Source organism: Flavihumibacter sp. CACIAM 22H1 (assembly GCF_001601815.1).
In the GTDB taxonomy this organism is placed as follows: domain Bacteria; phylum Bacteroidota; class Bacteroidia; order Chitinophagales; family Chitinophagaceae; genus Flavihumibacter.
Genome location: NZ_LUKG01000013.1, coordinates 30023 through 43128 on the forward strand (window position 1 = coordinate 30023; position 13106 = coordinate 43128).

A 13106-nucleotide genomic window follows, 5' to 3' on the forward strand; every position below is an offset into this window, starting at 1 on the left:
CGCAATTATATCATGGCTCAGGCAGGTAAATACCGTACTGCCAGGCACCTGCAGGCGCGCATCGCCCGACCTGGCCGGGAAATACCCGAACAAAAGGGCTTTTTTTGCCGGGTGATAATAGGCATTGGCTCTTCGAAGGGCATGCGGATACACTCTTAACTTATGTACATAATGATTCCTGGTTTTGGCAGCATCCGGAATCCGCCTGTCTGACCATTGAATTTTTCTTCCCAGTGCCTGTTCAAAATTTTTGATGGTAACCATAATAACCGCATATACCATTTGCTGATGAAAACGCGGATCTCCTACATCCGGATTAAGCCCATCCTGAGCCAATACATGCGGATGATCAAGGTCTACCGGTTCATACAGCACTCCTGAAGCAGGATCAATATCTATAATTTCAATGTAATCGCCGGAAGGCACCGTTCTGTGCCAGCTTTCGGGCGAACGTTGTTTTGACTTATTTGCTTTCCTGTCGAAGGAGTAAAAATCCAGGTCTTCCCATTCTACGCGGTAAGTAATGGTATTAACCGTAACCGTATCAACGGCCAGGGATAATGAAGGATCAAAAGCATAGGCCCTTAGTTTACGAAACGGCGGCCTGGTGTAAGCAGCAGTAGTTGCCATAAAAATTAGTTTAAAGGACAGTTTCCATTTCTTTTACCAGCCAGTAGGGATCTTTGCGAAACTTCTCCATCAATGCTTTTAATTGCAGCACCATGTCAGATACAACCTGTTTATAATGGGCAGAAAGATGATCGTTATACCGGCTTTGCTCCAATAATAGCGCATATTGAAACAACTCATAGGCCGTAGTAAATTGCCCGCAGGCGATCAATGCTTTTCGTTTATTCCTGCCGGTATCGGCTCCTTCCTCTTCGGGCGAAAACCATAAGGTGGTGCCCATTGAGTAGGCCAGGTCTGCCACTTTTTGCATTTCGGGCGAATACATATTGTGTTGCGCCAGCAAAAGGCGGAACTGCTTTTTTCTTTCCGCATAAGCGCTATCCGCTTCTTCTCCCTGGATATCAAAAGCAGGGTTTTTCCTTGCTTTATTATTGGTTTTGCTTAGCGAATAAATAGGAATATAGGTACGACGATAAAAGGTCTGTTGATCTGAATACAGTTTATAATAAATCTGCCGCCTGATTTGTTTCAGGAAAATATCACCCAACAATGTTTTACCCGAACTGACACGGTCCATTACCCAGCGGCTCAATTCTGAAATCGGTCGCTGCCGCAGGTAGTTTACCAATTGATTGCCCAGCTCAACACTGAAACCTGCACCTGGGAAAAGCCGCAGCAATATGTTTTCAAGATCTGGCTGGTGCAGGATTGATACAAAACTGCCGGGCTTGTTTTTATACTTTTTAATGGCGCGCTTAGCAGCAAATGCCGTCAGCATTACCAGTATGCTCAGTACCCCCAAAATAAGGGCCGGAGCCTGCATACCATGTTGCCAGCAATACCAACCCAGGTAAAGCACTAAACACAATCCACCCCAACTCAGTAAGCCCAGGGCCAGCGGAATTTTAGTCCACCAGGCATGCAGTTTGCTCCAATAATTATCCAATGTTTTATTCCGTACCTGCAACGGAATGGCCGGATCGCTGAAAACTGCAGGGTGCATATAATGGCTGGCCACATCGCAAACCAGCAGCAGGTCAAAAGCATCCCCTTTGGAGTTGTTTCGATTAGCCAGCAGGGGTGCTCTTCGGAAGGCATTGAGCAGGGAGTCGAGGCCCTGGTTATCACAGATGCCGCCATCCATGAGGGCAAGTGTTTTAACCGGCTTACCGATGGTTGGTTCAATTTTTAATGCCTGCTCAAGAGCCGAAACAGGGAGCTCTTCGTGAGCGAAATCAGCGGGATACCGCATCGGCTCAAATCCGCCGGGAAAACAGGAGGAACTGGCCAGCACATCCGCAAGCCGGATAGAATCGATCGTATTCCAGGAATCTTTATCTACCAAACTGGCACCATCACTGCCAAAATCACCTCCGCGGGCTAGAGGATTTTCGGGTTCCTGGCAACATTGAAACCGGAAGGATAAACCCGTTGTAAACTCAGAAGCATTAAAACATACTTCTTTTATATGAGACGGTTGGGCTGGCTTGCGCAGATCCCCCAATTTACCGGGAATACCCGCAAACAGTATTTTATGGTAAACCAGGCTAAATGCATTGATCGGGTTCCGGCATTTTCCCTCTGCCGAACCCGCTTTCCAATTCGCATCGTCTTTTAAAACAGTAAATACCTGATTAAGCAGTACCTGCCCCTCCAGCTTCGGATACAGGTGCCGGTAAAACGCGTCAAATGACATTCCGGCGGATTTACAGGCAGCATACACACTTAAGGTAATGGTTCCCCCACTGGCCGAGGAAACAAAATGCACTTGTTCAAGTAAGGGCTGGGTACTGCCATCGGGCTGCAACACCCTTATTTTGTTTAACAATGATAATACACCCAGACCATAAGCGGCGGCACGAAACCCGCCACCGGAAAGTGCCAGCGCAAGCGACTGAAAAGGAGTATCCGGGAAGAGCATGACTTGGAGAAGGTTTAACTATAGAAAGTTAAGACAGCGCAGGGAAGTTACCAAGGGTGTTTTTCCGGTATTTTTTATGGATATTCGCCCATGCGATTATTCTTTTTATGCCTTATCCTTTTCGCATTTAACCTCGTAAACGGACAAACCGAAAACAGGTTTGTGCAGGAAGTAAATGCGCTTGATTCACTCTTACAGAAAACCACCTCTTTCCGGGAACAACTAATCCCTAATCGATTAACGGAGTACCAGCAACTTAAAACGGCTATTCGTCAACGGACAGATACCGCCACTGTTCACCAGCGCTTTTTCCACCTTAGCGAATTGATCAGCCTGGTCCGCGACAATCACCTGGGCTTTTACCAGCGGGTGAATTATTCCCTGTATAAAAGCAATACCCAAATTGACTCCTTGTATGCTTCCGATTATTTCAACACCTGGCCGGTTAGCCCCCTACCTACAGATTCGCTGAAACAAGCGCTTTCAGATCTACCCCGGCAGGAGTTAACCGGCATTTATACATATGGGGAGTATTATAAAATGGCATTGGTTAAAACAGGACCCAGGCAGTACCAGGGCATAGTAGTAGAATCCGCTGTTCCTTATATGAAACCCGGTCAACTTATTGCCTGGTTAACCGAAAAAGGCGATAACCGGTTTTCCGCAATATACCTTCACCCATTGACCCATAATTTTCTCTACCACCCTATTGAACGATTTGAGGAAGGAAAACTGCTCTATTCAAGTTTTTACCAATCCTATTACAACGGGGTATATAGTAAAGCCGGAAATACGGTGGATTATTGCAACCTGCCCGATACCGCAAAACCATTTCTCCTTACGGAACCAAGGCCTTCCGTCCGATATGTGCGGGTAAGCAGTTTCGCCAATAACGGAATACATCGCCGGCAATCCGACAGCCTTGTGCAATTGCTTGGAACAACTTTACCCCTGCCCTACACTATTGTCGACCTTCGGAATAATACCGGCGGTGCCGGATCAATGGCAAAGCCCTATATCAGGTGGATTAAACAACAACGCAAAAAATCAAAGGTACTGGTACTGATCAATGCCAATACCATTAGTATGGGGGAAATAACGGCAGTGCGTTTATCCAAACTGAAAGGGGTATTACTAGCCGGCCAGCAGACTAAAGGCATGTTGGCTTATGGCAGCAATTACGGCAAACATATTCCATTACCCTCCGGAGAATTTTCCTTTTATCCGACCGATATGCGAACCCCCGGCTTATTGTACCTGGAAGATAACGGAATAGCGCCTGCACTACCTTTATCCGGCCATACAGACTGGTTGCTGCAACTCTATCGATACTTGAAAATAGATACACTCAACTAAATCTTCACAGATGCAAAAACGCTTTGAAGCAGGTATAAATATTGCTTTAAAAATCCCGAAAAGCAAGTACCAAGAAACTGTTCGATTTTACAAAGAAATTCTTCAACTGGAAGTGGAAGAAAAGCCGATTGAAAATCCGACGATCTCCCGAACACATGCTGTTAAATTCGGAAACAATATACTATGGCTCGATTGTGTTGATAATTATACGCATTCAGAAACCTGGCTGCAACTCACGGTTCCGGATGTGGAAGAAGCAACTGCTTATCTGAAAGCAAAAAGTATCGATACCTGCGACGAACTGGAAGAGCTTCCTCCCGGCATGCATTGGATTCAGGATCCGGCAGGTACTGTATTTAATATTCAAAAGCGATCAAATATCTAAAATAAAAACGCATCATACACGTTATCTTTTTTTGTAATTCTAGATTTTTATGCCTGTCTTTAAACCTTTTGAATAGTTTCCTGTCCAATGATCAACCAAATCACCAATCCTGTATGAAACCTTTTCTGTTGCTGTCAATAGTTTTATTGACTATTTCCGGCTGTAAAAAAGACGACCCCAAGTCACCGGATACTCCCTCCGATTCCATGTATTTCCCTCCCAATTCTGGTACTGCCTGGGAAGCGCAAACAGTTGCCAGCCTGGGCTGGAACCTGACTGCTATTCAGCCATTAAAGGATTTCCTGGTTGCCAAAAACAGCAAATCCTTTATGATACTGGTAAACGGAAGAATTGTGCTGGAAGAATATTTCAATGGGCATTCTTCTGCTACCGACTGGGAATGGAACAGTGCAGGCAAAACGCTGGTAGCTACCACAACGGGCATAACACAACAGGCTGGCCTGCTGAATATCAATAACCGCGTATCGGATTATATCGGTACCGGCTGGACAAGCATGTTACTGGAAAAAGAAAATCTTATTAAGGTCCGGAACCTGTTAACGATGACCTCCGGAATTGATGATACCAAACAATTGGTTATAAAATCCAACCTTAGTTATGTGGCAGATGCGGGAACCCGCTGGGCCTATGGCAACGTATTTCAAAAGCTAACCGATGTAGTAGCGGCTGCAAGCGGTCAGAACTTTGAATCCTATTTTAATACCAAGCTTAAGAACAAGATAGGAATGGATGGATTCTGGAATTTCGGTACCATTTTCACCATCTATCACAGCACCACCCGCAGCATGGCACGTTTTGGACTACTGGCCCTTAACAAAGGGAAATGGAAAGAAGAACAGGTGGTACCTGAAGCTTACTTTACCGAAAGCACCAGCAGTTCCCAATCCATTAATCCCTCATATGGATACCTGTGGTGGCTGAATGGAAAAACAACCTATATGTTACCCAGCGACCAAACTGTTTATACAGGCACCCTGGTTCCTAATGCCCCGGCCGATATGTATGCAGCAATGGGTGCCAAAGATCAACGCATTTATGTGATTCCAGGCAAAAAAATGGTGGTGATCAGAATGGGAGAAGCGTCGGATGCTGCCAACCCTGATTTTGCCGTGTCGGGTTTTGACAACGCATTATGGGAAAAAATAAATGCTGTCATAAATTGATCATCTGATTTTCGGCTACAAATTCAGCAGATCTGGCTAAACCTGGTAAATAAGGGAACCGGAAATTTGTGCTTCATTAAATCCATAAAAAATGAGTACAAAAATTGCCCTGGTAACAGGTGGCAGCCGCGGTATCGGAAAGGATATAGCATTGGCAATGGCCAAAAAAGGGATAGACCTGATTATTACCTATCATTCCAATAAACAAGCTGCTGAAGAGGTTGTAAATGAAATCAACCAATTGGGGCAAACTGCGGTTGCCTTTCAGCTCGATACCGGCAATACCGGTAGTTTCAGTGCCTTCCTGGGCCAGGTGACCGATTATTTACAGAAAAGCCGGGGATCTGAACAGTTTGATTTTCTTGTCAATAATGCCGGAACCGGCCTCTATGCTCCCATAGCAGAGGTAGCCGAAATTCAATTTGACGAAATCTTTACTATTCACTTTAAGGGTGTATTTTTTCTTACTCAACAATGCCTGCCTTATATTAAAGAACAGGGAGCCATCCTCAACATATCTTCCGGACTAACCCGTATAACCATGGTTGGTTCGTCGGTATACGCATCCGCTAAAGCCGCCGTTGAAACCCTTACGCGTTACCTGGCAAAAGAACTAGGACCCAGGAAAATAAGAGTAAATGTATTGGCCCCTGGTGCCATTGAAACGGATTTTGCCGGTGGCAGGACCAGAGACAATAAAGAGATCAATTCGTATATTGCCGGTATTACTGCTTTGGGCCGGGTAGGCCTGCCCGGCGATATAGGTGGTGTAGCCGCCTTTTTATGCACCGATGAAGCTGGCTGGATAAATGGCCAGCGGATCGAAGTTTCCGGAGGGCAAGCTATTTAAGTAATGAATCAAAGCAATGACAACCAGCCAACCGGTTCGGATTAAAACGATCAGCGAATTTCACCGGATGAGAAATCTGCCGGCACCGGAACATCCGTTGATCAGTGTGCTGAATGTGCATGATTTCCAGTATCCACCCGAAACAAGGCAGTTGAGAATAGTAATGGATTTTTATTCCATTTCACTTAAACGTAACTGTGGGAAAATCCGCTACGGCCAGCAACAATACGATTTTGATGAAGGTGTTTTATATTTTATTGCTCCCAACCAGGTTTTTCAGGTAGAACATAACCCGGAGGAACCCAAACAATCAGGAAGGATGTTGCTCATCCATCCTGATTTTCTTTGGAAAACACCGCTGGCAAAAACCATCCACAACTATGAATTTTTCAGCTATTCCGTAAACGAAGCCTTGTTTCTGTCGGAAAAAGAGGAGGCCATTTTATTAGATATACTCCAAAACATACAGTTGGAATACAATACCAATATTGATCCCTTTTACCAGCGTATCATTGCCTCACAAATTGAAACGTTTCTACATTATTCCGAACGTTTCTACCAGCGGCAGTTCATCACCCGAAAGCCAACGAATCATCAGTTGCTCAACCGGTTGAACCAACTAATTACCGATTATTTCAACAATGAAGCACTTAGCAGGACCGGGTTACCCAGTGTTCAGTACATTGCCGACCAGTTGCATGTTTCCCAGGGTTACCTGAGCAGCTTACTAAAACACCTAACCGGTCAGAGTACCCAATACCATATTCACCAGGCATTAATAGAAAAAGCCAAGATAAAATTATCCACCACTAATTTATCAATAAGCGAAATTGCGTATGAATTAGGTTTTGAACATCCACAATCTTTCAGCAAATTATTCAGAGCAAAAACAAATTTTACGCCTTTGGAATTCAGGCAGTCTTTTTAACTATAAAATATGGATAGCAAACTTATCAGGGAACTATTATGGAGTCAGTTCGGCGCTTGCATAGAAATGCTTTCCAATTGTATTAAAACAGTTCCGGACGATTATTTTTCCACTCATCCACGTGCTTATTTCATCACCTATCATACGATTGTTTTCCTGGATTATTATTCCTGTTTTCCACCGGCAGCATTTTCGACCGGGCTTGCCTTTACCCAATTGCCACCGGAACAATGTCCACCGAACTCCATCGGCGATATGGTACCGGATAAACTATATTCCAATAGCGAAATGCTTGAATACATTGATGCCATTCGAACAAAATGCCAGTTACTGATCAATGGCTTAACAGAAGAAACACTGCAATTGAGGTTTATCGAAGGAAATGAACCTGGTGATATGAACTATTCGTTCCTGGAAATATTCCTCTATAATATGCGCCATACAGCGCACCATATAGGGCAACTACACCTGCTCTTACGGCAGGATTTAAACCTGCATGCCGCATGGGTTTTTCAGGAATCCAACGATTACCAGGGAAGCTAACAAACTACCATATAAACGCATTCTGCAACGGCAACAACTTAAAATATTACCCTAAGTCAAGAAGCAAGAATAGCCTATGCACTAATTTTGAAAAAATCTTGCACAATGCAAACCAGAAAGCTGCATTTAGTTTCAGGTACACTTTTAGCTGCTTTTATAGGCATTCACCTTTTCAACCACCTGATCAGTATTTGGGGAGTAGAGCAGCATATACAACTTATGAACCAGCTCCGAAAAATTTACAGACACCCGGTGGTAGAACTTATCCTATTCCTCTCTATTGGCCTGCAGTTATTTTCCGGCATTCGCCTCGCACGGAGAAAAGAAAAAAACAAGCTGCCTGGTTATGAAAAACTACAGCTGTTTACCGGGCTATACCTTTCCTTCTTTTTACTTATCCACATTGCTGCCATTTTGGTTGGCCGATACTACCTGCACCTCAATACCAATATTTATTTCGGGGCTGCCGGCATCAACTACTTTCCTGTAAACCTTTTTTTTATTCCTTATTATGCGCTGGCAATTTTATCCTTTTTTGGTCATATTGCAGCCTTGTTGAAATCTCGCATCTTACTGATTGCCGGTTTATTCATCACCTTACTTATTTTCTACGGTTTAACCAATCATTTTAGCGGAATTGATTTACCAAAAGAATACATGCTCTTAATCGGCCGATAAGCATCTTCCCGGCTTTTAGGAATTATTACTGATTCGAAACGATCCGCATAGAAAACTAATTTCACCAATTGTAATACCCAGGTATTCCTGCGTGTGTATCTCCAAAAAAATAGCTATCCCTTCAGGTACAGCATCCCTGAACTACGCAACCAGTTCAGTGCAGATCTTATCAAAATTTCCAGGTGGTCTTATCTTTACTAAAAGAAAGCCTTTGGAACTCTCTCAAAAAATAAGCACCGCAAGAAAAATAAAAGGGCTCACCCAGGAAGAACTGGCTGATAAGGCGGCCATTACAGCCCGTACCATTCAACGGATTGAAAGTGGAGAAACCAGGCCAAGACCCTATACCCTGAAAACGCTGGCCGCTGCGTTGGACATACCTTATGAAGAACTTGTCGACCACCAAATCAGCACTGCTGATTCTAGTGATACTAACGACATCCTCCCTACCGACCGCGAACATTACCAATTGCAACTGATTTGCATTTCCTGTTTCAGTTACCTGGTAGTTCCCTTGGTTCATTTTCTTATCCCAGCTATCTTATTAAAAAAGTCAGGGCTTCAAGATCACCGGTTAGTAACCTTTGCAAGAACTGCCATACGCAGGCAAGTTTATTGGACAATTTCCCTATGGCTTATTTTATTTGCCACCATGGGCTATAATTTCATCCGTGTCATTTACTTTGAAAAAACCGGTATTGTAAATTTTCTCTGGCCTTTCTTCCTTTTGTATACAGGCAATGCGGGGCTTATTTTTTTGCACTTGTATCACTTAAAGCGCATAGCATCAATACAGTTTGCTGCCAAATAACTCATTGATTGTCAATATCTGTCGGGCAAATGTCGGGTAAATGTCGGGGGGCAGCATGGCTCACCTGGCTAGTTTTGCTGCAGATAAAACAATCGAATATGGCAAGAAAAAATTCCTTTTTTAGCAGCAGTAGCCTCCTTTTTTTATGTAGCCTCCTGGTCGGAACGGGCACCTTAACCGGACAAACCCGAACCAATGCCACCCAAATAATACCCCTTCACTGGCTGGGAGATAGTATTGACACAGTTTGGGAACCTTATGCCGCATTAGTAATACCCGTAAAACTCAAAGATTGTCCCCGGCAATTTTATATGCAATTTGATTTGGGTGCCCCTTCATCCCTACTTTACCGGAACAAACTATTGTCAATTCAATCAAAATACCCCAGCGTCCTTCAACTGAAGGATACAAGTACTTTAATCGGCCAACTTTGCTTACAGGCTGGCAAAACCGTCATAGAGCAGAAAAACATAGCCATACGGCAATTCGAGAACGACTCTATAAACTGGACCAATCCGGCAAGCATAGAAATAATTGGAACATTTGGCGTAGACCTTATTGATGGGAAAGTAGCTGTCATTGATTATCCTGGCGGAAGTCTTCAACTTTCTGACACCCTGGCTAATACCAGCCCCCATTTAACGCTCTCCAAATTTATTTATCAGCAAAAAAGAATCTTACTGCCAGCAACAATAAACGGCCAGTCAACCCTACTGTACTTCGATACGGGATCCAGTATGTTTGAATTGCTCACGGACAAAGCAACTGCCCAGAATTTATCGACACCGCCCCATCAACCCCTTCGTTACCAGGTGAATTCCTGGGGAAAAACCCTAACAGCAAATAGTATTGCAGCAGCTTCCGGCATTACAGTAAACAACCAACAACTCCCTATTCGGTTTGTCACTTATATAGAGGGTGTAAACAGTGCACAAATTCAACAAATGCAACAAATGGGCATTGGTGGCATGACGGGTAATAAGCTATTTCTTGCTTATAAGCTGGTACTTGATACCAGAAATCAGTATTTTGGCCTTATACCGGAAAACTAAACAATGGCTCCAATTTTCTCAAAACGGCATATTTTCAAGTTTTATATTTCGGTAGCTATCGGCTTCATTTTTTTATTGTTAATGGGCCTGACCTTGCTTTTCGCATACCTGAGTACGCCTGCAAGTCTTGAAAAAATGCCCAAACAATTACTACTGCTACTTGCTGCCATCGCAACCTGTATGCTGGCCTTTTATACCGTGTACAAGTATGTAAAAAACGTTCCTACAATAATCCTTGACGCGGACATTATATATATAGGAAACAATGTTTACGCTTACTCCGAAATAAAAAGAATCCGATTAACCGGTAAACAGGCCTTTCGACTACTTATAGATTTTCCGATGGAAGCAACGGCCATTACATTGGAGGACAACCGAACAATCTTTCTGTTTGATGATATGTACTCAAATTCCTGGGAAATCAAAAGCTTTTTGAAACAAGTAATTCAGGAAAAAAAAGAATATATAGCACCGTCCCCGTCTTTTCTGCCCAAGGATACGGGGAAGAATGAGCTCTACGAAAATTTTAAAGGTAATCCTGTTACATCTCTGAGGGGATTATCTATTGTTACTTTCTGTCTTTTAATCGGATTTGCGTTGTTGACCAATAGCAAGCCACTTTCCGTAGTTACCATTCTTTTCTTTTCCGGGTTTACCAGCGGCTGGATCTTCCTGAATGCCTGGATGATGCATTTTTTCCAGGTATCCGCCCAATATTTTGTTGTAAGAAATCATCTGTATTTTTGGAAAAGAACCGTATACGATCTAAACCAGGTAAAAGAAATTGTTTTTGAAACACAGGGTAAGCTACCTAATTGCGTTCGAATTATTACGAAGGATTTCAGGAGCAAACTTTACCCGGCTTGCACACTTCGCAAAAGGCACTGGCTGGCACTTAAAGAAAAAATCAGAGCTCATAAAATAAAACTGAGGAATGAATGCATTTAGACAAGACCATCGGAAATAGAAGGAACTCACTGGTAGTGCTTGAACTTCCGTTTAATGCAGGTCTGAAAGAACCCTTACCCGGTCATGAACCCGGCGTAAATAAACTACCTGATCACCTAAAAAAATATGGTTTTCATGGGGCCTTACAGCCGGTAGAAGTTCAACGACTTCCTGCTCCGCCCTATACGTCTATAATGGATGCAAAATCGGGTGTAAGGAATGTGCCGACAATTATATCTTATGCAATACAACAGGCGGAGCTACTGCAAACCATACTCAACAGGCATCAGTTTCCCCTCCTACTTGGCGGTGATTGCAGCATCTTAATCGGGACCGCCCTGGCATTGAATAAATTAGGCAGGTATGGCCTATTCTATCTCGACGGACATACCGATTACATGAGTGCGTCGCTTTCCCAAAGCGGCGGTGCGGCCGGAATGGACCTGGCCATCGTTACCGGATACGGGCATCCGAGCCTTACCAATATTGGTCAGCAACAGCCTTATTTTCAGCCATCACATGTTTGGTGTGTTGGCAACCGGGAGTATGAGCAAGCTTATGTTAATGAAATTCTTCAATCTGCTATTCAATATACAGACCTGGCGGGTTTACGAAAAAACGGTTCTAACGCCTGCACCAATAGTTTTCTTCAAATGATTGAACAGGAAAAACTAGACGGCTTCTGGATACACATAGATGTTGATGTACTGGATGATGCCATTATGCCCGCAGTAGATAGCAGAACGCCGGATGGATTAAGCTATGCTGCATTCAAGGAAATCTTGCGCCCGCTCCTGGCAAGTAATAAATTAACCGGCTTGCAAATTACCATTCTCGACCCCGACCTTGACCCCGATGGCTTGTACACCAAAGAATTTATTACTAATTTTTGTGAAATAGTAACCGCAAGTTGGCGTTATGAATAATTTTGAACAGAATGGATTCGAGCTCATTGATTCCGTTTATACGGGAGAAGAAACGGCTCAGATACTGCAAACCATCAACCAACATACAAACCAGCAGAATAGTGTCCAAACAGCCTCTTCTCTTTTTGCCATACGACAGTTTTTTAAAGAAATTCCGGACTGCCTTCCACTTGTTTTTACCAACAAGCTCAAGTCTCTCCTTTTTAACCGTTTTGGCAACGCTTATTTTATCGTAAAGTCGATATATTTTGACAAACCCCCAGCCTCAAATTGGTTTGTAGCCTATCACCAGGACCTGACTATTTCTGTGGATAAAAAAACCGAAATTCCGGGCTACGGCCCCTGGACCACCAAACAGGACCAATTTTCGGTACAGCCCCCGACCGCAATACTTGAAGATAATTTTACGATTCGTATTCACCTGGATACGACAACGGACGAAAATGGCGCCTTGCGCGTAATACCCGGCTCACACCAAAATGGCGTTATTCGTTTAAACGCTGCCGATCTGCAGCAGATGAAGGAGATCGTTTGTACCGTAAAGGCCGGCGGCGTTATGCTGATGAAACCCCTGCTCTTACATGCCTCCGGCAGAACCACCAATAACCGGCAAAGACGGGTAATTCATATAGAATTCAGCCGTTCACCATTACCCGATGCCATACATTGGTCAGAAAAAACCAGTATTCCCTGATATACCACCCATAAAAAACCGCCCCACAAGGAGGCGGTTCAATTTTTTCCGGACGAGACATCAACCTACGGTTTCATAGAAATAGACGATTCAATACTTGCTTCATGCATATTACGCTCTTCATTTTCAGGGAGCCCGGACAATTGTCTATCAATGATGGACACATCAATAAACCTTCTTCATTGGGTTGGATTTTACTC

14 protein-coding genes are annotated in these 13106 nt (G+C 43.7%); 12 read left to right on the forward strand and 2 right to left on the reverse strand.

The window, feature by feature from the left end:
• Both A1D16_RS05950 and A1D16_RS05955 read right to left on the reverse strand, forming a co-directional pair.
• Positions 1–630 (reverse strand): hypothetical protein (locus A1D16_RS05950; RefSeq protein WP_290708372.1); only part of this gene is annotated, 630 nt, incomplete at its 3' end.
• A 10-nt stretch (positions 631–640) separates the two neighbouring features.
• A complete protein-coding gene (locus A1D16_RS05955) occupies positions 641–2551 on the reverse strand; it encodes a patatin-like phospholipase family protein (protein ID WP_290708373.1) in 1911 nt (636 codons plus the stop codon).
• A 90-nt stretch (positions 2552–2641) separates the two neighbouring features.
• Here A1D16_RS05955 and A1D16_RS05960 point away from each other — a divergent pair, with 90 nt between their 5' ends.
• The 12 genes from A1D16_RS05960 (at position 2642) to A1D16_RS06015 (ending at position 12906) form a co-directional block, all read left to right on the forward strand.
• On the forward strand, positions 2642–3907 hold the full coding sequence (locus A1D16_RS05960) for a hypothetical protein (protein WP_290708374.1): 1266 nt from the start codon (positions 2642–2644) through the stop codon (positions 3905–3907).
• 10 nt (positions 3908–3917) lie between these two features.
• Positions 3918–4292, forward strand: a complete 375-nt coding sequence (locus A1D16_RS05965; protein ID WP_290708375.1) for a hypothetical protein — start codon at positions 3918–3920, stop codon at positions 4290–4292.
• A 113-nt stretch (positions 4293–4405) separates the two neighbouring features.
• Positions 4406–5476, forward strand: coding sequence for a serine hydrolase (locus A1D16_RS05970; protein ID WP_290708377.1), 1071 nt, complete (start codon positions 4406–4408; stop codon positions 5474–5476).
• A 91-nt stretch (positions 5477–5567) separates the two neighbouring features.
• On the forward strand, positions 5568–6326 hold the full coding sequence (locus A1D16_RS05975; RefSeq protein ID WP_290708378.1) for an SDR family oxidoreductase: 759 nt from the start codon (positions 5568–5570) through the stop codon (positions 6324–6326).
• 16 nt (positions 6327–6342) lie between these two features.
• Positions 6343–7254, forward strand: coding sequence for a response regulator transcription factor (locus tag A1D16_RS05980; protein WP_290708379.1), 912 nt, complete (start codon positions 6343–6345; stop codon positions 7252–7254).
• 9 nt (positions 7255–7263) lie between these two features.
• A complete protein-coding gene (locus tag A1D16_RS05985; RefSeq protein ID WP_290708380.1) occupies positions 7264–7797 on the forward strand; it encodes a DinB family protein in 534 nt (177 codons plus the stop codon).
• 105 nt (positions 7798–7902) lie between these two features.
• Positions 7903–8475 carry a hypothetical protein gene (locus A1D16_RS05990; RefSeq protein WP_290708381.1) on the forward strand — a complete coding sequence of 191 codons (573 nt, stop codon included), beginning with the start codon at positions 7903–7905 and terminating at the stop codon, positions 8473–8475.
• A gap of 211 nt (positions 8476–8686) precedes the next feature.
• Positions 8687–9286 (forward strand): helix-turn-helix transcriptional regulator, encoded by a 600-nt coding sequence (locus A1D16_RS05995; RefSeq protein WP_290708382.1) that lies wholly within the window; start codon positions 8687–8689, stop codon positions 9284–9286.
• Between the two features lie 98 nt (positions 9287–9384).
• Positions 9385–10338 (forward strand): hypothetical protein, encoded by a 954-nt coding sequence (locus tag A1D16_RS06000; RefSeq protein ID WP_290708383.1) that lies wholly within the window; start codon positions 9385–9387, stop codon positions 10336–10338.
• Positions 10339–10341: 3 nt separating this feature from the next.
• Positions 10342–11286, forward strand: coding sequence for a hypothetical protein (locus A1D16_RS06005; protein WP_290708385.1), 945 nt, complete (start codon positions 10342–10344; stop codon positions 11284–11286).
• A complete protein-coding gene (locus tag A1D16_RS06010) occupies positions 11277–12212 on the forward strand; it encodes an arginase family protein (protein ID WP_290708386.1) in 936 nt (311 codons plus the stop codon). The genes A1D16_RS06005 and A1D16_RS06010 overlap by 10 nt, the downstream gene beginning before the upstream one ends.
• Positions 12205–12906: a phytanoyl-CoA dioxygenase family protein gene (locus tag A1D16_RS06015; RefSeq protein ID WP_290708387.1), complete on the forward strand. Its 702-nt coding sequence runs from the start codon at positions 12205–12207 to the stop codon at positions 12904–12906. Before A1D16_RS06010 ends, A1D16_RS06015 begins: the two co-directional genes overlap by 8 nt.
• Positions 12907–13106 lie beyond the last annotated feature (200 nt).